The organism is Lysinibacillus fusiformis, from assembly GCF_016925635.1.
Classification (GTDB): domain Bacteria; phylum Bacillota; class Bacilli; order Bacillales_A; family Planococcaceae; genus Lysinibacillus; species Lysinibacillus fusiformis_F.
The window spans coordinates 4,142,942-4,169,059 of sequence record NZ_CP070490.1 but is presented as its reverse complement, the minus strand read 5'-3'; the positions used below and the strand labels follow the sequence as shown (position 1 = coordinate 4,169,059).

The window sequence follows — 26,118 nt, the reverse complement described above, 5'->3', positions numbered from 1 at the left end:
CCTACAAAACCGTATCTAGATGCTTAATTCTCCTTGCAATACTTGAACTGCTTCGCCTGCAATCGTAACCCTGTCGTGATGAGGTGTCACATAAATTACACCACCCCGTTTGGAAAGCTGCTGACTTACAAGCTGTTGTTTGGTTAATTTCTCCCCCCAATAAGGCCCTAGTGCACCATGACTAGACCCATTCACATGATCTTCGTCAATGCCTTGTGCTGGAGAAAAGAAGCGTGACACGATATCAATGCCCTCTTCCTTCGACTGACTAGTTAGACATATCCCCCTAACAGGAAACTGCTTCATCGCAGAAAAATCTGGTTCAAAGTGTGCAATAAGGTCATCATTGCTTACTTCCACAATATAATCCAATTCGGTCCTCCCAACAAAGATGGGCTTACATCCTAACCAGTCCTCCAATGCGGAAGGACATACGATTGCTTCAATTTGATACTTTTTAATGGCGATTTCCACTCGTTCATGTTGCCACTTGGCATGTAAGGGACCACTAGCCGTATGAAATGTAATCGTGTGCTCCTTAGCCACTATTCCCTGCTGCCAAAGCACAAAAGCACTAGCAAGGGTGCCATGACCACAAATGGGTATTTCCATATGCGGTGTAAACCATCTGAGCGAAAAATCATCCTGTTTTTTTTCAATAAAGGCTGTTGTCGGAACAGGTATCTCCTGTGCAATTTTTTGCATGGTCTCCTCAGAAAGTTCTTCATCTAAGAGACATACTGCTGCGGGATTCCCTTTATACAGCTCTGTCGCAAATGTATTCATAAGACAATAAGCAATACGAGTCACAGTTCTCACCTCTTTTATCTGATCATACCTGAAACAAGTCTCATTGGATATCATTTCCCAAATCTTCTTTAAGCTGCAGGCTCTTTATAAAAAAGCCATCTTTTGTCTAAGCTAACACTATAAAATATAACTGTAGAGCTATTCGAGTGGAGAAACCATGAAAACCTATTTCAAATTGTTAATGATCATCGGATTGACAACCTTACTCGCTGGATGCTGGGATATTACGGAGCCACAAAGAATGTACTATATCAATGCAGTAGGTGTAGACTATGAAAACGACGAGTATATTGTCTATTTACAAGTGATTAATTTCGCCGATGTTGCGAAATCTGTACAGCCAAGTGCGAATGTGGCCCCTGCTGAAGTCGGGCGTGCCACAGGAAAAACAATAGAAGAAGCGATTTACAAATTGTATCGTTCCTCGGACCAGGAAATTTTTTGGGGGCATATGCGCTTTATTGTCTTTTCAGAGCGGGCTATGGAAAATGAACATATTATTCCAGTCATTGATACATTTATACGCTTTCGGGATACAAGGTATCAAATATGGGTGTATTGTACAAAAAATCCAGTCGATGAAATACTGCTTGTCACACCTATCTTAAGAAATTCTTTATCCTCATCAAAATTAAGTAACCCAATCAACCCAACAGAACAAGAAACATTTATCGAACCAAAAGACTTAAGAGATATTGTCATCGGTTTAAATGAACCAAGTCATGAAGTAACAATTCCCTATGTGTCCATTAAAGACGATTGGCAAACCGATGAGGAGCAGGTGGAAGAAACCTATTTTTCAGGAGTTGGTGTTCTATCGAAAGATGGCTTTAAGGGGTTTGTGCAAGACAATGCTGCTCGCGGCAGTCAATGGATGCATAACTATACAAATCGAGGGGAGATTACCTTTCAATTAAACAACGATGACCAGGAAGAGCTAACGGTCAGTATTGAGAAAATACATGTCGATGTGAATCCACTTGTCAAACAAGAGGATGTTACATTTGAAGTCGAATTGAGAATCAATGCGACCATTAATGGTTTTAAAGGGAAAGTAACCGAAAAAGAGCTGGAAGAGCTTATTATTGCAGAGGTGAAAAAGGAAATTCATGAAACCTATAAAGAAGGCTTAAAATTAGATGTCGATATCTATCGTTTGTCAGAATATCTCTATCGCGATAACGTCAAGGCTTGGAAAAAGTTCGAGAAAGATGGAAAAATTCCTTTATCAGAGGATTCCATCAGTAAAATTCATGTGGAAGTAGCCAAAATCAATCCAGGACGAAAAACATTTACAGAAACCATTAGTAAATGACCAGATGCCCTCTTAGGAATCTGGTCTCCATTTTATTTTATCAGTGAATACATATAGGTATCATGTGGCACATTATTTTGATGCATATATTTTTTTAATAAGCCTTCTTGTTCGAAGCCTATTTTTTGCAATAACAGATTAGAAGCTTCATTTTCTTTAAACACAATGGCACCAATTCGTACTAAATCCATCTCTTCAAAACCATAGGAAATGGCTCTTTTCACAGCTTCCTGAGCATAGCCCTTTCCCCAATATTCAGGGAAAAGTGCATAGCTGATTTCCGCTCTTCGATGCTCTATTGACCACTCTTGAAAGCCGATTGTACCAATAATCCCTTCTTGTTCCTTTAATGCAATGCCCCATTTAATACCGCGTTTTTCGGTAAAATTGTTAGCAAAATTTTTAATGATTTGTTGCACCTGTACTAAATTCGTTAAAGGTTGTTGTCCATAATGACGTAAAACTTCAGGATTCGAAAAGCAATCAAGGAGAGCTTGTGCATCAGGACTCGCCAATTCTCTTAACACTAATCGTTCAGTATGTAATATAGGAAACATCGTATACCTCTTTTATCATGGATTTGTTAATCAAATTTTACATTTGGCAACGAACGATTTCAATCTTTATTTCCATTAGATGACATCTTATTAAAAGGACAAGGCCAAACGACCCTGTCCTTTTTGTGCGTGTTAGTTTGCTTGCGCATCCCGACAGCTTAAGACTAACATAGCCATCTGAACATACTCTATACAAATCCTCTACGAGTTCTCAACATGCTTCTGCATAAAATCAGCCAACTTGACCACAATAAGTTCTAAATCAGTCAATGCGAGGTGAACGAAATGGAACATTTTCCACTCATACATACAAATTTTTGGGATGCCGTCATTGCAGTACCTGTCGTGATGTTGATTACGCAACTCATCAAGAAAATATGGCATATTAAGCCTTTCTGGGTTCCGACCATTGCATTAGTCGTCGGCTTACTCATTTCCATTTTCATCAGCCATCGCCATAATCTTCTTGCTGGACTATTTATGGGCTGGTTTTATGGCTATGCAGCAATTGGGAGTTATGCTTCTTTAAAAACTTCTTATATTGCCTATAAACAAAAGAAGCAAAAAAAACAGAAGTACACCGCTCCTTAAAAGGGTAGCTATTGCACCAATATGTACAAAAGTTTATACTAAATTTTAACATTTACAATTCTACTATTAAGTTACTTTTTTAACAGAAAGATTAATTGGAGAGGAGGAAAAAACATAGCTGAACGAGATCTTACGCCTGAAGAAATAAATGCTATTTTATCTAGGCAGGAAAAATTAAATCGTCCTGCAAGCCAAAAAGATATTCAGGCTATGATAATAGCGATTGCTCTTGAATTAGACAAAGAAACAAAAGCTGAAGCACCGAACGAACAAATCATTCAACAACTAAAGCAATTGCTAGAGCATCATACGAATTACACTATATATATTAATGACAATTCAGCCGACAGCATTTTTTATTCTTTTTCCCCAAAGAAAAAAAGCTTCGTTACTGAAAATAAGAACGACATACAATTTCTTATTATTCGACCATAGTTGCACACGCCAGAAAAACGGAGGAAAATCACGTGTCTAAAATCATTACTTTTGCCTTCAATACCAAGTATAAAGAGCAAATCCAAGAAACATTTTCATTTGAGCAATTAGGGATAAATGAGCAATTACCTAGCGATGAAATGAAAAAGCAAATCGATCAGCTATTTGAAAACTGGGTATGTGATCGCCTCAATCTTTCCTACAGCATCGTTATAGAGGAGGAAGATCTATGACCACTCTATCCCCTTCTAGTAACTTCCATTAAAATTCGTTACATCTGCCTGCAAACGGTTAACGAACACTTGGATTTGTTCCATCGTCACGATTATACATAATGCAGGGCCACATTCTCTTGCTCCGTAATGATTCCTCTCATAGGCATCTAGGACAAACATTAATTTATAACGAGGCGCTGCTTCCTCCCTCTCCTCCTCAGGGATTTGAAAAATACCATATCCAGGGTAAAAATATTGCCCATAATGAGGGATATGATAGATGCATAGTCCAGGATCATGCGGCTCCAGCATACTTAAATGGGTAGGCTTCAATTGCGTCATGTCTTCTAATAATTGAAGAAAATCTCTTTTTAAACAATAAATTTCAGTATGTATGGCTGGGAAAGCTGGTCCATAGCGAAATTCAATGCGGAATCTTACACTTCCCTCGTTCACCAATATAATGTTAAGCTCTACCTCACAACAAGGATTACTCGAATATTCTTTTAATAGTGCCATCCTATCTCTCCTTTGTTCTTCTCTCTACAATATACTACGAAACTAATAATTTACCAAATAAATGAAAATATACGCATTTATGTATGATACAATAGAAGTACTTTTCATTTTATGGAGGTGAAGGTGTTGAAAAAATATTTGGTGACAAGCATTGTACTAGGAGCCCTCTTCCTTACAGGCTGTAATAATGATGACGAAGCAGCCTCACCACAATCTACATCAGTCGATGAACAAATAAAAGATAAGGAACCAGTCATGGCACCTGTTCCATTAGTTTTGACGCTAGCACAGAAGGAACAATATTATAAAGAATATTCGACTATTGTCAATCAATTAAATGAAGAGTATGGTACAGGCTTTAAACTAGATCCCATTACAACATTTTCAGCGGATTATTGGCTTGAATTAAATGATTTTGAGGACATGTTAAAAGGAAGAATCGACACTTCATTTGTCGTGGTCGATAATAAGGAAATTTTTTCACCAGTAAAAGTACCAAAATTAGTGAAATTACATATGGGATCACATCAAACAATCATTCGTGTTGATGGTACATTTGACACCCAACTAAACAAGGATATTCCTGGTGGAAGACAGCTGTTCTCGGTTATGCATTCATTGTCGTCAAAAATTGAACAGGGCGAAGGCAACTGGACGCAAACAGGATATGACCCTTCCATTAAAGATCAAGGCAGTGCTTACAATATTACAATCGGTGGCTACTATTCATACAATGGTGTATCCTCGCCTCATATTATTGAGGTCGAATATTATTGTAATATATATGGTGGCATTACTTAATAACTAGTAACAGAGCTTGTCTGCAATCTTTTTTACAGACAAGCCCTATTCTTTTATAAGGTAGCCTCTATTCCTTTCATCATATCAAAAGCTCCCTTTGATTTATTGGAACAAACGACAACTTTGATGGACGACGCAGGATAATAAGCTGAATGGAAGCACACCCCAGGATCATATCCCATTACATGGTATTTTAGTATAGCTTGTTCACTGTTCTTCTTAATCCATACACCATAGCCATAACCATCATTTTCATTTATTTCTATATGAGGTAAAAGCAGCTGATTCGTTAAATCTTCATTTAAAAGCTCAAAGTTCATGAGCGCACACCAGAACTTTGCCATATCCTTCCCTGTGACAAATGCTCCCCCATCAGAACCACCTTTTACAGGTAATGAATAGATATTGGTTTTCCAGGTCCCGTCTGGGTTGTCTATATACCCTAACGCTGTATTAGATGGCAGAGAATCAAACGAAAAATAGCCAGATTCCGTCATATTCACCCGATCGAATAGATGTTGCTGAATGTAATCGGAAAAATCCATCCCAGCGATATGCTCTACGATTAATCCTAATACAATATATCCTGCATTGTTGTAATGAAATTTCTCACCTACTTTATGCTTCATCGGTCGATTCTGGAATAAAGGTAAGAAATCACGCAATGTTCGAAGCTGATACATCGGATTTTCAACCCACAACGCTTCAAAATCCTCCATTTCTTCCTCATCAAAATAATCGGGTATGCCCGAAGTATGTGTTAGCAGATGAGCAACGGTTACTTGCTCATCGAAGTGCTTAAAATGTGGAGGCAGACAATCACTTAATTTCGTGTCAAAAGAGAGCTTCCCTTTTTCAATAAGCTGACAAATAGCGACTGCAGTAAAAATTTTACAGCCAGAGGCAATGCCAAAACGAGTTTTAGCATGATTATCGATTTGTTCTGAGCGATTCGCATAGCCAAAGCTTTGGCTGACTAAGGCAACCTTCTCTTCATTTTCCACTAGAACTGTACCTGAAAAATCAACCTTCTCTTGTATTTCCATTACGATATGTTGTAGTTTTGTTTGCATAAGTATTCTCCTGATTTTCTTAAAATTACTAAATAATAGATTTTTTATTTTAACCATATCGTTTTGAACATATTTTTACAAGTCTATTTCGTTTCAATCATGAAGATCCGCATAATCATGTAACGGAAGGAAACAATAAGAAAAAAGAGGATGTGTCACTGTGGAATTTTTTCATAGTCATGAATCACTTACGGCGATTCAATGGATTCTCCGAGCCATTATCGCTTTTTTCTTCTTACTTTTCGCGACAAAAATTATGGGGCAGCGTTCTATTTCTCAGTTAAGATTACTGGACTTTGCCATGGCCATCACACTTGGGAATATTATCGCACATCCCCTATCTGATGAAGGATTAGGAATGAAGGGTTCCATGATTACCATGACCGTTTTAGTTTTGTTATACCTTATCGGTGTTTTTATAAGCCTAAAATGGATAGCCTTTCGCCATTTGATAGACTCACCGCCAATTCCCCTTATTAAAAATGGGCAAATTATTAACGCCAACTTACGGAAGGCTAGAATCTCTGTAGATTTGCTTTTATCCGAGTTAAGAAAGGAAAAAAGTGAAGAGGTTCAAAATGTAGCGCTGGCATTGTGGGAACCAGACGGATCTCTAGTTTTTTACACACGCCCTATCAAACACCGACACGGGCAGATATGAATTTACAGCCGGAACCCTTTTTTCTTCCGATTGTTCTTATTAAAGAGGGAAAAATTGATTACCATGAGCTAAACAAAACCAAGCATTCTGAGCAATGGTTGAAGGGTCAACTGAAAGCAATCCATAACCTAGAAATAAAAGATGTCCTTCTCGCTACAGTAGATCAAAAGGACAATTTGCATGTATTTGAATACGAATTAAAATAAAAAGCATTAGGCTCTATTTAATCCCAATGCTCAAAGAAGATATTCAAGTCAAGTCGTCTTGGTTACATGTCGATTGTCCATCAATACATGGAGCTTACGCTGGATATACCATTCCATCACGATGAAATTAGGCACCCAGCATAGCCAGGCGATAACGGCGTAACTATACTGAAAATGATCAAAGCCAAATAATACCGTAAACAAAGGTAGCCAAATTCGTAATGTGACAGCTGCAAAGGTTAAAGCATAATTTCTTAACATCCATTTCTGATGGCCTTGGATGTTTCGTTTTTTAATATGGACCAGCGCTTGAAACATGGTGATGAGCCACCCTATAGATAATAAAGCAAAGCCTAGCTGTGCTACCCAGCCCCCTGTTGCGTTCAGTGCTAAATAAAGTCCTGCCAAGCCACCAAATAAAATACTGACCATATAAATACTGCCTAATATTCTATGGCGCTTCACATTTTTCTCTCGTAACCTTGATGACAATGTAAAAGGACCGATGACTAAGGCTAATACACCGAATACAATATGTATATAGAGCATCAAATACCAAAATGAATTCAATGTAGCACTAAGCATGAGCTTTAATTGAACAAATCCCGCCTGCCGTGCATCGAATAGTAAATATTGAACAATCGAATAGCCCGCTATGAATAATGCCAAGCCGCATACAATCAACCACAATTTCTTTTTCATTTTTATAGCTCCTTTCTATGCTAGCGTACCATTGCAATTTCCTATCTTTTAACACAAACAAATAACAGGTCGTAAAAAGCATATAAGTGGACGTTTATGGACAGTACAACGAATTGACCATTATGTAGTGCAGGCTAATAGACAGGCAAAACGCTCCACCCCAGGGTATTTTTCACCTAAACTCGTAATGTGAAAGCCGAGATTTTTATAAAAGGTCACAGCGTCTTGATCTGTTTCTGCATAAATGGAAGAAAAAGCATGATATTCTTCTACATACCGAATCATCTCACGTCCAATGCCCTTTCCACGAAAAGCGGGCGATACGGCAATATGTTTAATTTCACAGCGATTTGCCTCTCCTTTAACGATTCCTATACAACCGACTAAATCTTGCTCGATGGTATAGCCATACAACACTCTTTCTGGATTTTGGATATATAATGGGTATTCCCTATCCACTTTCTTTTCGGAAGTAGCATAGGATAATAATGTTTTCACTTCGGGTTGAATCTTGCTTGATTGAATCAGTTTCATGGAATTCTACCTTTCTTGCGGTTCATTTTAACTTACTAATAATACCTTTAAATTACTATATTAGTAAATAATACTTCGATACTTCCATAATATACTAAAACATTATCTTTTATGTTATGATGACTTAAAAGTTGAGGAGGGAGTCCCTTGCTGGTTAAAGGCTATAAATTTAGTTTACCGCTCTTTTATTGGCTACTTTTCATACCCATCTTTTTGAGGACGAGTTACAAAGCATTATTTTTTGATTGGCACATACAAAAATATACTTTTCATGAATTAGAAGATTTCGGTCGTTATGTAATGATACTAGCAACAAGCTTGATTGAAGCTTTTATTTATCTACTCATTTTTCGATTGATTGTGTATTTGCTTCAACTCGTATTTCGACAGTCTAATAGAAATCATAGCTAATGAGTAGGAAGAAGAAATTAAGACATTTAAGGGTAGCCAACTACTCGGCATACCCTATTTCTTTGTCCACCTCAGTTAGGATTGAAGTGATTCCACGTAATGATTTCCGCCTCATCTATGTTAACATTGCCTAAGCTCAAGAGATGCGGAACATACGCAAAAAGCCCAAAGTTCTTGCCTTTTTCTTTTTCCGTTTGGAAATAGTCAATGGTTGCTGAAGGTAGCTGTGCCAGTTCCTTATAATCATCTATCGACAATAATTTTATATCCTCTGCAGCGATTGCCCCTGCTGGCCCTTTATAGTGTTCCTTCGAATACATGTATATTGCATTTTGGTTAGGCGCAAGTTTTTCTATTGGAATTTGATAAAACATAAGGTTTTCTTTCGTTTCAATACCTAGCTCTGTTAACTTCTTATAAATATGATTAGGGTGGATAGGTAGGAAATGGACAACATCATGCCACAAGCAATTTAATGGAGGGATTTCTCTTGATAGCAATTTCGTTCGCTCAGGATGGTCAAAATACTTTTTCGTATAGCGTTCATATAAATGTGGATACATTGCCCCTAGCCTATTTAATGGCATCAACTCCTGACCGACCATGTCACTTGGAACCATATGATAAACATACCTCTGCATGACAAGCACCTCCACCTAACTATTTCTTCATACATTTGGAAATTCCTGTTACAATGATTGTAAAAACAGAAAGAAGGTGCATGATGGAATTATTGTTTGTCATTGTTATTTTTGCTGGGATTTTGGCGATATATGATTCGATTAGACGAGTCAACAATACTATTTTGGAGCAAACTGAGGAAATAAAGAAATTACGAGAAGAGCTGAAAAATAAAAACTAGAAGGGCTAATACTTTTGCTTTGGATAATCAATCGAATTGGCAATATCAATCAAGACTTCAGCTGTTACTTGATCTGCCACATCGCGATCAATACTAAAGACATATTGCCAATCGTCTCTTTCAAACACGAGTAAATGAAAACCAAATCGTGGATTTTCAATATAGGCAGCCTCACTGCCATTTTTCAGCTTATATACATCCGTTTTATATTTTTCAAATGACATTTTATGCTGAACGGGTCGAACCTTGATTTTAAAATGATTTTGTGGCAATTGATCACTGATCATGACCACCTCCAGCTGATCATTCATTTCCCCTTCTAAATCGCTAAACCTTCCAAAATGATGTGTAAAGCTGATTGGCGGTACTCGTAGGGGTAGCTTCAGCTCTTTATTATAGTGATGTTCGAACTCTTTAACGGCTACCTCTATTGTTTTATAGCCGATTTCAGGAAGAAACGCTTCAAGAGGTTGTGGCGAATCACTGTCCTTGGCAGAAATGAAATGAAGAGGGAAAACATACGTAAATAAAGCTAGCCCAATAAGAATACGCTTGTTCATTTTACCGCTCCTCTATCCTGTTTAGATACAGGGTAACCTGCTGAATCAGATTTATGCTGACACAGACCATTAATACAATGATATCGAAGAAACTTTAGAGAAACGCATGTAATAAATTTGATTTTTAAATACTATCTAGTCAAAGCAAATAAAGAAAATCTTTTCAGCGATGGATCATTTGTTTTATTAGCTATAATGTAAATAGTATTTACAAATTTATGTAATGATCTTCCAACAATAAAGGCCACTCATCATGAGTGACCTTTAAAGGTTTATTTCATTCTTATTGTTTATTCGTCAACATGTTTACAACTTCTTTGATTTGCAGCTCTAATGAAATGGGATCATTGCCCCAGAATAAATCTGGATCTAGCTTGAACACTCGGTCATTCTTCACAGCGTCTAGTGATTTCCAAAGTCCTTCGCTCTCACCCCATACTTCTGAGATCAAATCACCCTGGTCGATGAAGATATAATCGCCCGCATATTCAGGAATAACCTCGTACGAAACTTGTCGATAGGCTTCTTTCCCTATCATTTCCTTCTCTTGTTTGGCAGGTGGCTTTAATTGCAGATGCTTATAAATAGCTTCACCGCCCCTATAGCCTCCGTCACCGTAAATATAAAATCCTTTATCTACTACGAAAACGCCCATCAGTGCAAATGTGTCATCTGGCTTCACAATATCCGCAAGCTGTGCTCGTGCTTCCTCTGCTGTCTTATCTAGATGCTTAATCCATTTTTCGGCTTCCTCTTTTTTATCTAAAGCATCACCCAAAAGACGCATAATTTCATAAATATCACCTGAAGAGCTATAAGGGAGCGCAAGCGTTGGTGCGATTTTCTCATACTGCTGAAGAATCTTTTCATCACTCACCCAAGTGATAATTAAATCTGGTTTCAGCTGAACAATTGTCTCCAATGATCGCTCTCCAGTAGATTCAATTCCATCAATCTGATCCTGTATGACTTTGTTCTCCAAATCCCATTGCGTAGAACCGACTGGCTTCACCCCTAGCACAAGCAGCTCTGGTAAATAGCCATCCGTTACAATGCGCTGCGGATTACGTGGCATTTCAAGCTCTCCACGTTGCGTTTTAATTATTTTTGTTGCTGAGTCTGATGTTTCAGCTGTTGAGGAAGTATCCTTATTTGTCTCCGTTTTCGTGCTATCATTTGCATTGCCACAGGCAGTAAGTATAACGATTAAAGCAAGAAATAATATGGTTTTTACTAGTTTATGTAAGTACAAGATTGTACCTCCTTGTTTGATAATGATTATCATTCGCGATGATATGTTCATTATAAAGACAAGTTTGTACAAGGACAACGCCTATAAATTGGATGTTGTATAGGGAAAATTGTTGGATTTAACTTTGATTAGTTAACAATTTTACCATTACATCAAGTTGAAGCTCCAATGATAGACCATCATCAAACCAAAAATCATTTAGCTTCAGTAAGTGTAGTTGGCAGCCTTGTTCATACACTAATCGTTGCCAAACAGAGCGCTGCATCAACTTTTCACGGAAAGATTCCGTATCATCAGCCGGCACAATTAAAAACATATGACTTGCCGCGTACAATGGTACGTCCTGTTCTTCGACTTTCAGATGTTTACCTGTTTGCAGTACCTCCTGCTGAATACGCTGAGGCGCACTGAGTCCTAAAAGCTGATATAAAGTATAGGCGGAGCGAACGGATAGATAAGGAATCAGCCATAAATTATCGTGCCCTAATTCATAGATTCCTGCTGTCATCCCGGGCTCTAAAAATGGTTTGATGATTGTTCTCGCTTCCTGAGCTGATTGCTGCAACCTCGTCATCCAATCCTCAGCCTCCTGTGTTCGCCCAAGCAGTGTACCAAGCAATTGCACTTCCTCAAGCTTGTCTAGCTGCCCCCAAGGAAGAGTCAAAACAGGAGCGATTTGTTCGAGAGCTTTCAGTATATCAGGGTAATTATATAAATAAGTGGGAGCTACGATTAGCTCTGGGGCTAGTTGTCGCAACACTTCCATTTGATCAAAGGATTCTATCTCCACAATATTCGGCAAATGCTTGTGCAATAGGTGGGATGATTGAAGCAGCTCCCGTGTAGTCGCAAGGGGTTGAATATTTAGAGCCAGTAATGCTCCAAGAAATTGAATACTGACGATACGGTTTGTATGTCTCCTTTTGCGAAAACTACTAGCTGAAAGGTGAACATACTTGGTGAATGTTTTCCCCAAATACGAGCCATCTGCGAATCCTGTTTTCAATGCAATATCCTGCAATTTGTCATTTGTGCCGAGTAGCATACGCTTTGCCTGATCAATCCGAATTTGATTGACGTACTCAGCAAAGCTCCACCCTGTTTCCTTCTTAAACAATGAGGAGAAATAGCTTTCGTTAAAACCAGTCATATTGGCCATAAAAGAGCGTGTTAGTGGTGCTGCAAAATGCTGTTTAATATAGGTAACGGCCTGCTGAATGGCTTGATCATGTGTCACGAAACTGATATCGATACGCTTTCTTTCAAAAATCGTATCGAGTAACTCATGCAGGAGCAAATGGAGCTTAGGAGTAGCACTTACCTTTTGTGTCTGCTGAAACTGCGCCATCAAATTTTTCAGCAGTCCTTCCGCATATCGAGGAAATTCCATAACCTGTCCATGCCCTGGCAAATGTGCTGTATCAGCCACATAAATTAGCGTGTCTTGTTCCCGTTTAGCCAATCGATAACTGTTAAAGGATAGACAGTAAACAGGAGCAAATGCTTCTCCCTCACTTGGGACCATATGAAAGTCCTGTTCTGGATGCAGAAGCAAGACAAATTGCCCTTTCCCTATTCGACAACTACGCTTCTCTGCTCGAATGGTAATCGGTTGTGTAGGAATGATAATCATAGGAAACGGCCCTGTCAGCATAACAGGACAAATCGTTCCCTCATCGGCTAGTAGCCTTGCATCCAAAAGCTCATAGGTTAGCATTATATACCTCTTTCTTTAATTCTTCTATGTATCTCTCAACCTGTAATTTATCTGCTTCTTTATTTCCAAGATCTTTTTATCCTATGCAATTATATTATATCCCCTATTGGAATTGATAATTTCCTTTTCTATATCAATGAATTTATTGTCAAGGCAGACCTATTCATTTCTCCAAAGAAAAGGGATTGGTTAGGTAAATGTACAAAAAGCCTAACTCTTTACGCATAAAGTAGCCATATATGACCGAAAGGATGTCCTGTGTGGGGAAAGAACAGAAACATTTAAAAAAATTCAAGTTCAAATCAAATCCAAATTGTCATTGTCGCTGCTGTTGTCCTTGTTGTCGTTGTAATTGTAAGCCCCCATTTTTACCCATACCACCAAGCTGTCATTATCTCGTCTATGTGACAGATGCTGGGCAGCTCGCAACGCCTGATAATAGAGTATCTGTGATCGATACCGCAACAAACACAATCGTCGCTACCATTCCAGTAGGAACTGCTCCGCTAGAAGTAGCGATTACACCAAATGGCGCTTTTGGTTATGTTCCAGCGCTCTTCTCGGATAATGTAACGGTTTTTAGCACGGCCACAAACTTGCCAATTGCTACCATCCCTGTAGGCATTAACCCCCTTGGTGTCGCCATTTCACCAAATGGGACGCTTGCTTATGTATCCAATCACGGATCGAGCACTGTATCTGTCATCAACACAGCTACCAATACCGTAACCGCTACGATTCCAGTAGGGCTTCAACCTCAAGGTATTGCCTTTACGCCGAACGGTGCGTTTGCTTATGTTGCAAACGAGAATTCAAATTCAGTATCTGTTATCAATACTGCAACCAATACGGTGATTGCGACAATCCCTGTAGGAATTCGTCCTAGATCCATTGTTTTCACGCCAAGCGGACAATTTGCTTACGTGACAAACGAAAATAGCGGCTCAGTATCGGTCATTAATGCCACTACAAATACGGTAGTGAATACTATCCCTGTCGGAGCAGGCCCAGTAGGAACAGCTATTACACCTAATGGAACACTTGTTTACATTGTGAATAAAGGTAATAATACGGTATCTGTTATCAGTACAGCCACCAATACAGTGATTGCGACAATTCCAGTAGGATCATCTCCAGACCAAGTAACCATCCTGCCAAATGGAACACTCGCCTATGTAACAAATCAAACAGATAATACGGTGTCTGTCATCGACATAGCAACAAACATGGTAATTGCCACAATCCCAGGATTTAACGGCCCTACTGGTATCAAAACCGGAACCATCTGCCTATAATTTCCCAAGAAAAAAGCAACCGACTATTCCCTGTCCATCTTAAAAAATGGTCGGTTTTTTTGTCGGTTGCCTTTGTTCATTATGATATTAGATTGGTATAAAACGTTGAGTTAGTCTTGAATTGCTGCGTCTAATGCTACCACAATCATATCATTGAACGTTGTTTGACGTTCTTCAGCTGTTGTTACTTCACCTGTAATGATGTGGTCACTTACTGTTAGAACAGAAAGTGCTTTACGGCCGAATTTTGCAGCTAATGTGTAAAGAGCTGCTGATTCCATTTCTACTGCTAGTACGCCGTATTGAGCTAATTTTTCGTTTTGGTGCTCGTCTGAGTAGAATAAATCTGCTGTAAAGATATTCCCTACTTGTAAGTTAAGACCTGCATCTTTACCTGCATTGTATGCTTTTAATAAAAGGTCAAAGTCAGCGATTGGTGCGAAGTCGATAGCACCGCCCCAAATGATTTGGTTCATACGTGTATCCGAAGTTGCTCCTTGCGCTAAAATCACGTCACGCACTTTTACATCTTTTTGAATTGCACCACAAGTACCTACACGGATTAATTTTTGTACATCATATTCTTGCATTAATTCTGTTACATAGATAGAAATAGATGGCACACCCATACCAGTTCCTTGTACAGAAATACGTTTCCCTTTATACGTACCAGTGTATCCGAACATATTACGTACTTCATTGTAGCAAGTTACATCTTCTAAAAATGTTTCTGCAATGTATTTTGCACGTAGTGGATCTCCTGGAAGTAAAATTGTGTCAGCGATTTCACCTTTTTTTGCATTAATATGAATACTCATACTGCAATCCCTCTTTTCTGTCAGTTATCACTATAAATAATACTGTGTTTCTGTCATTTACGCAATGCTAGACGTCTAGCAACTTCAAAATTATTTATAGTTTTCGTACAATTAAGCTTGTTCCTCATAAAGCGTCCACAAAGAATCAAAGGTCTCGATTGTTAAGTTTTCCGTCGCGTAGGTTTCGATATAGTCGGACAACTCATTAAAGTCTGTGCTCTGCTTTGGAAAATTATGCTCATGAAATACTTCCTCTGCAAAGCGTACTTTAGGGTCAGACCAATCACCACCTCGATAGGTTAGGACATATAAATAAAAACTTTTCTTCATCAAACAATTTCCCCTTTTTATGCATTGGCTTTTCGCTAGTGTATCAAAAAAAATAGCGTTCGTCATAACTTCCACTACTACTATATTTTACCCAATTATGATTTTAGAACTATTTTCATGGTCGGTCCTGACTTTTGTCATAGTTATTTTATCTGAAAAATTTTAATTTTTAGAAATAACGATAGAAAAATCTAGCAAAATAAGATAAAATTGAAATCGACTATTTAAAAAAATAGGAAGGTGATGGCGATGAAAAAGACTAAAAAAACTCATGATACAGCGAAAAAACGCCCGTCTCTCTTTACTTTTAGCTTTTTTAAGAAGAGGAAAGCTTCTACACAAGGGGAAACCGGGAACAATCCCCCTCCTATTAAAGAAAAACGACAACGTTTTTACCATTTAATTCGGGGTAAAGTGCTTATTATGTTTGCACTTCTTATTGTAATTAACGGTATAATGGGTATATTGTCCTATATCAATATACAAAATTTGCAGCACCAAATGGAAGACTTCACTAAGAAAAACGTGCAGGAGCAACTAACGGTGAATCAACTTGCCTACGAGATTGCTAGACTGACCAATTTAGAACAATCATATTTGATTACTGGTAACGGCATTTATTCCACTTCTTATCATTTAAAAATTGATACCATTAATAAAAAGCTGGCTGCCTTGAAAGATCAATTTCAAGATCGACAAGTGGAACTAGGTCATATGCAGGCAATCGAGCAATATTATAAAAATTACCTTGATTATTCAGATAAAGTTATGACAATGCGTGATGAGCTCGGTCTTGAGCAGGCTCGTAAGCTGATGATGGGTGCTACTGGGGAAACAATGAAAACGCATATCGATAAAAACATCGAGACCATCAATACCGTCATGGACGATTCCAATAAAACAAAATTAGACAAGCTTAATCAGCAGGTAAACCTTTCGATCACGACGTTCTTTCTTGTATCAATCGTTGGCTTTTTAGCGATTGTGATTTTTGGCTTTATGCTATTTAAATCACTGAAACGTAATACACAGGCGATTAATGACTCTATCCTTGATATTGCACAAGCTGGCGGCGATTTGACAAGACGAGTAAATGTGCGTAATCGTGATGAATTTTCGATTATTGCAGCCTCAACGAATACGTTAATCGAGTCGATTTCCAACTTAATTCGACGCGTAAGTGAATTGGCCGATCATGTATCAAGCAGTAGTCAGGAGCTGATGTCGTTAGCAGATGAAAATGCGCGTACAATTCAGGATATAGCGGATGCGACAGCAGATATTGCGAGTGATAGTGACAATACAATTTCCAGTATGAATAGTGCGCAGCAAAAAATGAGCGACTTAGAGCATTCGATGCACCAATTAAATGAGCAAGCGAGTGCTGTCCATCGTGCCTCTGTTGCCATGCAGCAAGCAGCCGATGAAGGTAGCCGCTCTGTGGAACAATCGTCACTCGTGATGCAATCCATTGAAGAAACAATGGCTTCTACAACGTCTACTGTGGAGGCGTTAGGTCGTAAATCGGCGGATATTACGTCCATTATCGGTACAATCACGGCCATTTCTGAGCAAACAAACCTTCTCGCTTTAAATGCGGCGATTGAAGCGGCGCGCGCTGGCGAGCATGGACGAGGCTTTGCGGTCGTAGCCGATGAGGTGCGCAAGCTAGCAGAGCAATCCCAAAGTGCAGCAAAAGAGGTTACATCGATTGTCACATCCATCCAAGATGAGGTCACATCGATCATTGCCCAAAATCATGAAGGTGTGACAACGGTCATCCGAGGCGTTGAAGTGACCAATGAAACAAATCAATCCTTAGCCAATATTTTGTCGCATACCGAGGAAACAACATCCATCATCGCAGCCATGGTGGATAAAATTGCGACAACACTTGAAAATAGCAATGCGGTGGCAAGTGACTTCATTCATGTCAATGCCTACGCAGAACAATCCGCGGCCAACACCGTAACATCTGCAGCAGCAGCCACACAAGGCTCCGCATCCATGCAGGAAATCAACGCCGCAGCCACTGAGCTCGCCCAACAAGCCGATAGCCTACGCAACCTCGTAAGCGAGTTTAAAGTTTAAGATTTTTGAATTGGAGAGGGAGAACCAATATTTTCGATTGGTTCTCCTTTTTTAATTTATAGGGCTATCCTTCATTTTGAGTATTCTATCCTTCTATCTGCGGGGGCTCCTCCTAATTCGTGGGGCTATCCTCCACTTCCAGCATTCTATCCACTACTTTTTCAGTTCTATCCTTCACTTTTAGAATCTTATCCTTCTATCTGCGGGGGCTCCTCCTAATTTGCGGGGCTATCCTCCACTTCCAGCATTCTATCCACTACTTTTTCAGTTCTATCCTTCACTTTTAGAATCTTATCCTTCTATCTGCGGGGGCTCCTCCTAATTTGCGGGGCTATCCTCCACTTTGAGCATTCTATCCGCTACTTTTTCAGTTCTATCCTGCGCTTTTAGAATCCTATCCTTCTATCTGCTGGTTCGCTTCCTAATTCGCAGGGCTATCCTCCACTTCCAGCATTCTATCCGCTACTTTTTCAGTTCTATCCTACGCTTTTAGAATCTTATCCTTCTATCTACGGGGGCTCCTCCTAATTTGTGGGGCTATCCTCCACTTCCAGCATTCTATCCGCTACTTTTTCAGTTCTATCCTGCGCTTTTAGAATCCTATCCTTCTATCTGCTGGTTCGCTTCCTAATTCGCAGGGCTATCCTCCACTTCCAGCATTCTATCCGCTACTTTTTTAGTTTTATCCTTTACTTTTAGAATCTTATCCTTCTATCTGCGGGGGCTCCTCCTAATTTGCGGGGCTATCCTCCACTTTGAGCATTCTATCCGCTACTTTTTCAGTTCTATCCTTTACTTTTAGAATCTTATCCTTCTATCTGCGGGGGCTCCTCCTAATTCGTGGGGCTATCCTCCACTTTGAGCATTCTATCCGCTACTTTTTCAGTTCTATCCTTTACTTTTAGAATCTTATCCTTCTATCTGCGGGGGCTCCTCCTAATTTGTAGAGCTATCCTCTACTTTTTCAGTTCTATCCTTTACTTTTAGAATCCTATCCTTCTATCTGCGGGGGCTCCTCCTAATTCGTGGGGCTATCCTCCACTTTGAGCATTCTATCCGCTACTTTTTCAGTTCTATCCTTTACTTTTAGAATCTTATCCTTCTATCTGCGGGGGCTCCTCCTAATTCGCAGGGCTATCCTCCACTTTGAGCGTTCTATCCGCTACTTTTTCAGTTCTATCCTGCGCTTTTAGAATCTTATCCTTCTATCTGCTATTTCTCCCCCTCACTTTATAATGACACAAAAAAACCTAGCAAGGAGCTACCTTGCTAGGCTTTACTATTTAAATAATGCTAGGTATTCGCCATAGCCTTCTTTTTCTAAATCTTCTTTTGCGATAAATCGAAGGGCTGCTGAGTTTATGCAGTAGCGTAAGCCGCCTTGCTCACTTGGGCCGTCTGGGAAGACATGTCCTAGATGGGAATCCGCTTCTTTGCTGCGTACCTCCACTCGACGCATGCCGTGAGATGTATCGAAATGCTCGGTTACCTGTTCTTTTTCAATCGGCTTTGTGAAGGCTGGCCAGCCACAGCCGGAGTTGTATTTATCGAGTGAGCTGAATAAAGGCTTGCCAGATACAATATCTACGTAGATGCCTTCTGCAAAATGGTCATCGAATTCATTGCGAAATGGTGGCTCTGTACCATTTTCTTGTGTCACATAATATTGCATTTCAGTTAATTCTTTTAAACGCTGTTCTTTACTCATGCTTATTCCCCCAGTGATGCTCCTGAAACGCTCGACGACCGGATCCAATCGAATAGCGCTCATAGTGCATTGGATTTTTCTTATAATACTGCTGATGATAACCCTCAGCCGGATAAAACGTAGTGGCTGGTAAGATTTTTACCATAATTGGTTTATCAAACTTGCCAGACGCTTGTAAATCCGCCTTTGAACGTTCAGCTAGCTCACGTTGTTCTTCGTCATGATAAAAAATGGCCGTTGTGTAGGATTCTCCACGGTCGTAAAATTGCCCGCCTGCATCTGTTGGGTCAATCAATGTCCAATAAATCGCAAGTAACTGCTCGTAGCTATATAATTCATCATCAAATGTGATTTGTACAGCCTCTACATGCCCTGTTGTTTCAGAGCACACCTGTTCATAGGTAGGATTCACAACATGTCCACCTGTATAGCCTGAAATCACAGAATCAATGCCGGGTGTTTCGTCAAAGGGCTTGACCATACACCAAAAACAGCCTCCCGCAAATGTTGCATATTGCTTTGCCATTCATTTCACTCCTTATTCACCAGGAACAATAATTTCCAATAAGATTTTATCCTTTGGTAAGTCCAACTCTTTAGCACGTACACGTGATCCAGAAGCAATGTTAATGCGCGATAAATCAATATAAATTTCGGCTTTATTCGGATTCACGGTAATCCATGAGGGAAATTCCACCGAATCGCGCATGATTTTCATCGTCGTCTCCGGTGGAATGTTTAATAACCCGACATTCATGCCCGTCTGTTTTAAAATAATATTCCCCTTGTCATCCACAATGGGCTCAAAATTCATGGAAATAGGGATTTCCGTATAAAATACCGTTAGTGTGCTGCGTAATTGAATATCATCCCCAATTGTGAAATCAAGTGGTAAAGGTGAGCCTTTCGCTGCATCCTTTAAATATTTTTTTGATATCGATTCTAATTCCTTTGTTGTGGTTTGCACCACGAGTACATTCCCTTTGCTTTCACTTTCACCTGCTGAACTCTTCGCAACATGGACGCCATCCACTGGTCTAGTTGCTAAAAAAACGACGAGGAGGATTGCAAAAAGCACTGTGCCCGCTAAGGCAAAAAACGCGACTTTCCATTTATTCATTTTGTCACTCCTCGAAGCCTATTGCCTTGTTAATCTTTTTTTCCATACCACACTGCTCCATTGCTGCTAGTATACGCTCTGTCATTTTTTCATACCCCTTTGCATTGGGGTGGAAAAAGTCTGTATGATAAACGAGCTCTTCATTTGAATCAAACAAATCTTCTACTGATACGTAACAAGCATTGGAATCCTTGCTGGCTACTTCCTCAATCACATTATTCCATTCTGTGATAATCGTATCAAATTCATTCGCCTCATTGGTCACAATCGAAAAGGGATTATAAAAACCAATGAGTAATAAGGGCACTGTCGGATTTTTTGCGCGAATGCCTTCTACAATTTTGCTGTAACGTTCTTTATAAGCCAGCAATTCCTTATCAAAAGCGTCACGCTTCAAGTTAAATAAATCCTGCCTGACGACCTTCATGACATCATTGCCACCCATTGTTAAGGAAATGAACTGTGCTTCTTGCAGCTCTTCATCATAATGCCCTTTTTTCACTAATTTTAGTAGCTGATCACTGCGTCTACCACGTTTGCCCCGATTATCGACCTCCACATCCGAGATCGAAGGCCATGCGAGCAATGAATCTGCTAATCTTCCAACATAACCGTCTTGACTATACTCATCACCGACACCATCTGTCAACGAATCTCCCAGTGCCAAGTAATGTAGTTGCTTTGCTTGTTCTTCATCAATTTGCGATAAATCCTCTGCTGATGGCTCAAAAAAATGTTCAAAAATTTGCGTCAACATATTCTTAGATGTTTTTTCCTCATCTTCTGTTTGTTGCTCATCCTGCGGCATATCTTGCTCCGTTCCTGCTTGCTCACCTTCAGGCTCTGCTTGCGGATTCGGTTCATCGATTGAAATTGCACAACCACTTAGTACTAAGACGGTCAAACACGACAACATAAATCGCCAAATGTCCATTTGACCACCTTCCATCCCTTTCTATTACTTCTATTATAGAATAGTTTATGCCGCAATGAAAAGTGACTTACCCTTAGTTCTCCATAATTTTGTGTTCTTGCCAAATTTCCTCACTCAATCATGGGGTGTATGTATGGATAATGTGTGTTTATTCAGTGTACCTTTATGCGGAAGTGATGATCATTAGGAGGATTACTGATTGTATTTGTTGGCAAAACGACACTATTTAAATGAAGACGATCATACTTAGTGGTTAGCCGCTCATATCAGGCGAGAAAGCGATCACACTTTGTTTGAAGACGCTCTTACTTCGTGGTAAACCGATCATCTTTGTAACGAAGACGCTCTTTCTTTGTGGGGAAACGATCACCATTTGATCGGAGACGCTCTTTCTTAGTAGCCAAGTGATCTCCATTTAATCGGAGGCGCTCTTTCTTAGTAGCAAAGTGATCTCCATTTAATCGAAGACGCTCTTTCTCACTAGCCAAGTGATCTCCATTTGATCGAAGACGCTCTTTCTTAGTAGCAAAGTGATCTCCATTTGATCGGAGACGCTCTTTCTCACTAGCAAAGTGATCTCCATTTAATCGAAGACGCTCTTTCTTGGTAGCAAAGTGATCTCCATTTGATCGGAGACGCTCTTTCTTAATAGCAAAGTGATCACTATTTAATTGGAGACGCTCTTTCTCAGTAGCAAAGTGATCTCCATTTAATCGAAGACGCTCTTTCTTAGTAGTAAAGTGATCTCCATTTGACCGGAAACGCTCTTTCTTAGTAGCAAAGTGATCTCCATTTGACCGGAGACGCTCTTTCTCAGTAGCAAAGTGATCTCCATTTGATCGGAGACGCTCTTTCTTAGTAGCAAAGTGATCTCCATTTGACCGGAGACGCTCTTTCTTGGTAGCCAAGTGATCTCCATTTGATCGGAGACGCTCTTTCTTAGTAGCAAAGTGATCACTATTTAATCGAAGACGCTCTTTCTCACTAGCCAAGTGATCTCCATTTGATCGGAGACGCTCTTTCTTGCTGTTCAAGTGATCACCATTTAATCCAAAACGCTCTTATTTAGTCGGAAACGGATCACGGGTTAATTAAAATGGCTCATCTTTCACACAAGTCCGCTCATCCCTGGTGTGAAAGTTATGGTTGCTACGAGATCGACGTATAAAAAAAGCCACTACATTTACTTATGTAGTAGCTCCTTCCTATTATTCTGCAAAATAAATAAAACCGATGGCTCCTGGACCTGTGTGTGTCGAGATGATTGGGGATGTAAAGGCAATTTCTACATCGTTAAAGCCTGTGTCTTCGATTAACGATTTTAATGGGTTGCCCATCGTTACTAGACCATCTGCATGGGAAATGCCGACTGCCTTAACCGTTTTTCCGGCTGTGTCTGCTTGGAATTGTTTAAATAAGAAATTGACTACTTGCTTATGACTACGTACCTTTGACACAGGGTTGTATACGCCCCCTTCAAGGTTGGCAATGACTTTGATGTTTAGGAGAGAACCGATAAAGCCTGTTCCTTTACCGATTCGACCGCCTTTAATTAAGTTTTCGAGCGTGTCCACAATCACATATAAATGCGTATTGTCTCGTACCTTTTCTAAACGTGCCACGATGTCCTCTACTGTTGCGCCTTCATCACGCATGCGGATTGCCTCACGTAGTTGGATAGCCAAACCAATCGCGATAAAGCGAGAGTCAATGACTGTCACATCGGCATCTGTCATTTGTGCTGCTTGACGTGCAGATTCTACTGTTCCACTCATGCCGCCTGTCATATGGATGGAGATTATTTGATCACCATCTTTACCTAGCTCATCATATAATTCTTTAAATTTCCCTGGTGCTGGCTGCGAACTTTTTGGTAAATTTTTCGCATTTTTCATTAAGCCTAAAAAAGACTGTGGCTCTAAGTCCACACCATCTGTATATGTTTGACCATCAATTTGAATCGTTAAAGGCACGATATGTATTCCATGTTGTGCTACTTCTTCTTTTGTTAAATCACAAGTTGAGTCCGTTACTATATGAATTCGTCTCACTTCGACACATCCTTTTACTTCATTAAAATTTATTATATAGACTAATGAATCATTATGTAAACATGACATTTGTCATTAGGCAAAACCTTGTCCTCGCTTGCATGTAAACGCTACCTTGGATACTATAGCGTTTTCGCCTACCTCTTGTCTATCAATGCCCCTCAAAGATTATGACAGCCTTATGACATTTTTGATATGAAATATATGACAAATGTAAATGTTCATGTACAAATTATTGGGGTATAGTAAATGTATGAACGAAAGGAGTGTTTCAAATGGTTGATTCATTTGACTATAAATCATGGAGGGAAGAGCTGTGGAATGCCATTACACATGGTATTGGTTTCATCGCTAGTATTCCAGCACTGGTTGTTCTACTATTAGCAGCCGTACAAACAGGAAATGCCCTACATATTACAACCTTCAGCATTTTCGGTGCGTCTGTCATCATTCTGTTTTTAATGTCTACCTTGCTACACAGTATGCCAGAAAAATATAAACACTTTTTCGCTATTTTGGACCATTCGTCCATTTATATTTTAATTGCCGGCACCTATACGCCATTTTTATTAATTGCCGTTGGTGGTACTCTAGGATTGACGTTGCTATGTATTATTTGGTCACTGGCTGTGCTTGGTGTGTTGTTTAAATGTTTCTTTATTAATCGCTTTGAAGTACTTTCATTGATTTTTTATATCGGAATGGGCTGGTTAATTATATTTGCCATTAAGCCTGTTTATCTCTATTTAGGGTTACATGGCTTTGCTTTACTGCTAGCTGGTGGGCTGTTCTATACGATTGGGGCCATCTTTTATGCATGGCGTTCACTGCCCTTTAACCATGCGATCTGGCACCTCTTTGTGCTAGCTGGCTGTGCCTCTATGTATGCATGTGTTTATTTTTATCTATAATAAAAGCAATCGCTCATTGTGAAGGGAGCGATTGCTTTTTCGTTTATTTACGTTCAAAAATTTGATATTGGAATGTATAGCCTTCTGGTGCTGTTTCAGGCTCCTGTGAAGAGACTTGGACAAAATCCTGCTCATAGCTTGGGAAATAGGTATCTCCCTGAAAGGCGTGATTAATTTTTGTGATATACAAGCGATCAGCCATCTCCATCACTAAACGGAAAATCTGCTCGCCACCAATAATCATTACCTCAGGTACATCTCCAGCTAGCGCTAAAGCCGCTTCCAAGCTTGTCACGATTTCAATGCCCTCTGCCTGATAGTTTTCATCACGCGTAATGACGATGTTGCGTCGCCCTGGAAGTGGTCGACCGATGGATTCAAATGTTTTACGTCCCATAATCATAGGCTTGCCCATTGTTTTTTGTTTAAAATACTGCAAATCCCCTGGTAAATGCCACGGCATCCCATTGTTATAACCGATGACGTGGTTGTCATCATGTGCCACAATTAAAGAAATCATACTGTCCCTCCAAATACGTTCATCCTTTTTATTATAAACATAATGCGCTGATTTCACCTCATTTATAAATAAATAAACTTTTTCTAAATCAAATCCTAGTAAAATTATACGAATAGTTTATAATAGAAATAACAAACCTCATGATAAAGGAATGATGAAGATGACTACTTTAAGAAAAGAAGCTGTTCACTATATAGAAGCTCAGCGTACTGGTACACCTTATTACAAAGTGACACCACAGGAAGCGAGAGCTATGCGAACGGTTACGCAATGGCAATCCGCCCATAAACCGAAGCTAGCATCCATTGAGGATCACAACATTACGGTGCGAGATGGCGCGCAAATTACAGTTCGGCTTTATACGCCCGTTGTCGGTAAAGCATTACCAGTTATTGTTTATTACCATGGTGGTGGCTGGGTCTATGGCAATTTAGAATCTGTCGATGCAGGCTGCCAGCTATTAGCAGATCAGGCACAGGCGATTGTGGTGTCAGTGGATTATCGTTTAGCACCCGAATACCCCTTCCCAACACCCTTACACGATGCCTACGATAGCTTAGTATGGGTGCATGACCATATTGAAGCAATAGGTGGAGATGTAAGTCGATTGTCGGTTGCTGGGGATAGTGCAGGTGGAAATTTGGCTACAGTCGTTGCGCACTTAGCTACTGCACTGGATGGTCCAACGCTACAAGCGCAAGCACTGATCTATCCTGTGACAAATGTCGATTTTTCAACAGTATCCTATCTGGCATATGGTGAAAATTACGGCTTAGATGCACAAGCCATGCAATGGTTCTCTCAGCACTATACGGAGGAAGCAAACTTCACGAATCCATTTGTGTCCCCTCTTCAGCTAGAGGATGTCCGTAACATGCCAAAAACATTGATTATCGCGGCAGAGGCAGATGTTCTCTTTGATGAGGGTCTAAGCTATGCACAAAAGTTAAAGGCTGCTGGTGTGGCAGTCGAGCATATTACAATGCCAGGATTAATCCATAGCTATTTCAGTAAAATGAATTATTTTGAAGACGCAACAATTGAAACCGTGACAAAAATTGCGCAATTCCTGAAATAAGTTTGGCTATCCCGCTCAAACAGTGCGATAATAGAGCAAAA

29 protein-coding genes and 1 pseudogene are annotated in these 26,118 nt (G+C 39.7%); 11 read left to right on the top strand and 19 right to left on the bottom strand.

Annotated features, from left to right (window positions below):
- Positions 1-15 precede the first annotated feature (15 nt).
- Positions 16-810: a PhzF family phenazine biosynthesis protein gene (locus JTI58_RS20485; protein WP_205443379.1), complete on the bottom strand. Its 795-nt coding sequence runs from the start codon at positions 808-810 to the stop codon at positions 16-18.
- A 157-nt stretch (positions 811-967) separates the two neighbouring features.
- Between JTI58_RS20485 and JTI58_RS20480 the strand changes: the two genes are divergently transcribed.
- Positions 968-2,125, top strand: coding sequence for a Ger(x)C family spore germination protein (locus JTI58_RS20480; RefSeq protein ID WP_205443378.1), 1,158 nt, complete (start codon positions 968-970; stop codon positions 2,123-2,125).
- A gap of 32 nt (positions 2,126-2,157) precedes the next feature.
- Here JTI58_RS20480 and JTI58_RS20475 read toward each other — a convergent pair whose 3' ends face one another.
- Positions 2,158-2,682 (bottom strand): GNAT family N-acetyltransferase, encoded by a 525-nt coding sequence (locus tag JTI58_RS20475; protein WP_205443377.1) that lies wholly within the window; start codon positions 2,680-2,682, stop codon positions 2,158-2,160.
- Between the two features lie 285 nt (positions 2,683-2,967).
- Here JTI58_RS20475 and JTI58_RS20470 point away from each other — a divergent pair, with 285 nt between their 5' ends.
- The 3 genes from JTI58_RS20470 to JTI58_RS20460 all read left to right on the top strand — a co-directional run bounded on the left by JTI58_RS20470 (position 2,968) and on the right by JTI58_RS20460 (position 3,941).
- Entirely contained in the window at positions 2,968-3,273 is a 306-nt protein-coding gene (locus JTI58_RS20470; RefSeq protein ID WP_205443375.1) for a hypothetical protein, read from the top strand.
- A gap of 210 nt (positions 3,274-3,483) precedes the next feature.
- Positions 3,484-3,708 (top strand): hypothetical protein, encoded by a 225-nt coding sequence (locus tag JTI58_RS20465; RefSeq protein ID WP_243456165.1) that lies wholly within the window; start codon positions 3,484-3,486, stop codon positions 3,706-3,708.
- A 32-nt stretch (positions 3,709-3,740) separates the two neighbouring features.
- Positions 3,741-3,941 (top strand): hypothetical protein, encoded by a 201-nt coding sequence (locus JTI58_RS20460; RefSeq protein WP_205443373.1) that lies wholly within the window; start codon positions 3,741-3,743, stop codon positions 3,939-3,941.
- A gap of 15 nt (positions 3,942-3,956) precedes the next feature.
- Here the strand turns inward: JTI58_RS20460 and JTI58_RS20455 are convergent, their stop codons facing one another.
- A complete protein-coding gene (locus JTI58_RS20455) occupies positions 3,957-4,442 on the bottom strand; it encodes a hypothetical protein (protein ID WP_205443372.1) in 486 nt (161 codons plus the stop codon).
- A gap of 123 nt (positions 4,443-4,565) precedes the next feature.
- Between JTI58_RS20455 and JTI58_RS20450 the strand changes: the two genes are divergently transcribed.
- Positions 4,566-5,243: a hypothetical protein gene (locus JTI58_RS20450; RefSeq protein WP_243456163.1), complete on the top strand. Its 678-nt coding sequence runs from the start codon at positions 4,566-4,568 to the stop codon at positions 5,241-5,243.
- A 53-nt stretch (positions 5,244-5,296) separates the two neighbouring features.
- Here the strand turns inward: JTI58_RS20450 and JTI58_RS20445 are convergent, their stop codons facing one another.
- Entirely contained in the window at positions 5,297-6,316 is a 1,020-nt protein-coding gene (locus JTI58_RS20445; protein WP_205443368.1) for a serine hydrolase domain-containing protein, read from the bottom strand.
- Positions 6,317-6,476: 160 nt separating this feature from the next.
- On the opposite strand from JTI58_RS20445, the pseudogene JTI58_RS20440 reads away from it, so the two are divergent.
- A pseudogene (locus JTI58_RS20440) lies at positions 6,477-7,183 on the top strand (DUF421 domain-containing protein).
- A 48-nt stretch (positions 7,184-7,231) separates the two neighbouring features.
- Here JTI58_RS20440 and JTI58_RS20435 read toward each other — a convergent pair.
- From JTI58_RS20435 to JTI58_RS20425, 3 genes are all read right to left on the bottom strand, one after another.
- Positions 7,232-7,885, bottom strand: a complete 654-nt coding sequence (locus tag JTI58_RS20435; protein WP_205443367.1) for a DUF2306 domain-containing protein — start codon at positions 7,883-7,885, stop codon at positions 7,232-7,234.
- A gap of 120 nt (positions 7,886-8,005) precedes the next feature.
- Positions 8,006-8,419, bottom strand: a complete 414-nt coding sequence (locus JTI58_RS20430; protein WP_205443366.1) for a GNAT family N-acetyltransferase — start codon at positions 8,417-8,419, stop codon at positions 8,006-8,008.
- Positions 8,420-8,901: 482 nt separating this feature from the next.
- Positions 8,902-9,471, bottom strand: coding sequence for a group-specific protein (locus tag JTI58_RS20425; protein ID WP_205443364.1), 570 nt, complete (start codon positions 9,469-9,471; stop codon positions 8,902-8,904).
- 80 nt (positions 9,472-9,551) lie between these two features.
- On the opposite strand from JTI58_RS20425, the gene JTI58_RS20420 reads away from it, so the two are divergent.
- Positions 9,552-9,692, top strand: coding sequence for a hypothetical protein (locus JTI58_RS20420; protein WP_205447571.1), 141 nt, complete (start codon positions 9,552-9,554; stop codon positions 9,690-9,692).
- 5 nt (positions 9,693-9,697) lie between these two features.
- Here the strand turns inward: JTI58_RS20420 and JTI58_RS20415 are convergent, their stop codons facing one another.
- The 3 genes from JTI58_RS20415 to JTI58_RS20405 form a co-directional block, all read right to left on the bottom strand.
- Positions 9,698-10,252, bottom strand: coding sequence for a hypothetical protein (locus JTI58_RS20415; RefSeq protein WP_205443363.1), 555 nt, complete (start codon positions 10,250-10,252; stop codon positions 9,698-9,700).
- Positions 10,253-10,535: 283 nt separating this feature from the next.
- On the bottom strand, positions 10,536-11,504 hold the full coding sequence (locus JTI58_RS20410; protein WP_205443362.1) for an ABC transporter substrate-binding protein: 969 nt from the start codon (positions 11,502-11,504) through the stop codon (positions 10,536-10,538).
- A 118-nt stretch (positions 11,505-11,622) separates the two neighbouring features.
- Entirely contained in the window at positions 11,623-13,221 is a 1,599-nt protein-coding gene (locus JTI58_RS20405; protein ID WP_205443360.1) for a helix-turn-helix domain-containing protein, read from the bottom strand.
- Positions 13,222-13,481: 260 nt separating this feature from the next.
- Between JTI58_RS20405 and JTI58_RS20400 the strand changes: the two genes are divergently transcribed.
- On the top strand, positions 13,482-14,516 hold the full coding sequence (locus JTI58_RS20400; RefSeq protein ID WP_347709096.1) for a beta-propeller fold lactonase family protein: 1,035 nt from the start codon (positions 13,482-13,484) through the stop codon (positions 14,514-14,516).
- Between the two features lie 110 nt (positions 14,517-14,626).
- Here the strand turns inward: JTI58_RS20400 and deoD are convergent, their stop codons facing one another.
- Positions 14,627-15,334 (bottom strand): purine-nucleoside phosphorylase, encoded by a 708-nt coding sequence (gene deoD / locus JTI58_RS20395; protein WP_205443358.1) that lies wholly within the window; start codon positions 15,332-15,334, stop codon positions 14,627-14,629.
- A 111-nt stretch (positions 15,335-15,445) separates the two neighbouring features.
- Complete coding sequence (locus tag JTI58_RS20390; RefSeq protein WP_205443357.1) at positions 15,446-15,664, bottom strand: YozE family protein; 219 nt, start codon at positions 15,662-15,664, stop codon at positions 15,446-15,448.
- A gap of 249 nt (positions 15,665-15,913) precedes the next feature.
- Between JTI58_RS20390 and JTI58_RS20385 the strand changes: the two genes are divergently transcribed.
- Positions 15,914-17,755 (top strand): methyl-accepting chemotaxis protein, encoded by a 1,842-nt coding sequence (locus JTI58_RS20385; protein WP_205443355.1) that lies wholly within the window; start codon positions 15,914-15,916, stop codon positions 17,753-17,755.
- 1,279 nt (positions 17,756-19,034) lie between these two features.
- Here JTI58_RS20385 and msrB read toward each other — a convergent pair.
- The 6 genes from msrB to JTI58_RS20355 form a co-directional block, all read right to left on the bottom strand.
- On the bottom strand, positions 19,035-19,463 hold the full coding sequence (gene msrB, locus JTI58_RS20380; protein WP_205443354.1) for a peptide-methionine (R)-S-oxide reductase MsrB: 429 nt from the start codon (positions 19,461-19,463) through the stop codon (positions 19,035-19,037).
- On the bottom strand, positions 19,456-19,989 hold the full coding sequence (gene msrA, locus JTI58_RS20375) for a peptide-methionine (S)-S-oxide reductase MsrA (RefSeq protein ID WP_205443352.1): 534 nt from the start codon (positions 19,987-19,989) through the stop codon (positions 19,456-19,458). Before msrA ends, msrB begins: the two co-directional genes overlap by 8 nt.
- A gap of 12 nt (positions 19,990-20,001) precedes the next feature.
- Complete coding sequence (locus JTI58_RS20370; RefSeq protein WP_205443351.1) at positions 20,002-20,583, bottom strand: YpmS family protein; 582 nt, start codon at positions 20,581-20,583, stop codon at positions 20,002-20,004.
- Positions 20,584-20,587: 4 nt separating this feature from the next.
- The gene (locus tag JTI58_RS20365; protein ID WP_243456161.1) at positions 20,588-21,517 is read right to left on the bottom strand and encodes a GDSL-type esterase/lipase family protein; all 930 of its coding nucleotides are present in this window, start codon (positions 21,515-21,517) and stop codon (positions 20,588-20,590) included.
- 305 nt (positions 21,518-21,822) lie between these two features.
- Positions 21,823-22,509, bottom strand: coding sequence for a hypothetical protein (locus JTI58_RS20360; RefSeq protein WP_205443348.1), 687 nt, complete (start codon positions 22,507-22,509; stop codon positions 21,823-21,825).
- 216 nt (positions 22,510-22,725) lie between these two features.
- Entirely contained in the window at positions 22,726-23,568 is an 843-nt protein-coding gene (locus JTI58_RS20355; RefSeq protein ID WP_205443346.1) for a DegV family protein, read from the bottom strand.
- 275 nt (positions 23,569-23,843) lie between these two features.
- Between JTI58_RS20355 and trhA the strand changes: the two genes are divergently transcribed.
- Positions 23,844-24,479 (top strand): PAQR family membrane homeostasis protein TrhA, encoded by a 636-nt coding sequence (trhA, locus tag JTI58_RS20350; RefSeq protein ID WP_016993322.1) that lies wholly within the window; start codon positions 23,844-23,846, stop codon positions 24,477-24,479.
- A gap of 43 nt (positions 24,480-24,522) precedes the next feature.
- Here trhA and JTI58_RS20345 read toward each other — a convergent pair whose 3' ends face one another.
- Positions 24,523-24,999, bottom strand: coding sequence for a dihydrofolate reductase (locus tag JTI58_RS20345; protein WP_205443345.1), 477 nt, complete (start codon positions 24,997-24,999; stop codon positions 24,523-24,525).
- A 160-nt stretch (positions 25,000-25,159) separates the two neighbouring features.
- Here JTI58_RS20345 and JTI58_RS20340 point away from each other — a divergent pair, with 160 nt between their 5' ends.
- On the top strand, positions 25,160-26,077 hold the full coding sequence (locus JTI58_RS20340) for an alpha/beta hydrolase (RefSeq protein WP_205443343.1): 918 nt from the start codon (positions 25,160-25,162) through the stop codon (positions 26,075-26,077).
- The last annotated feature ends 41 nt before the right edge of the window (positions 26,078-26,118 follow it).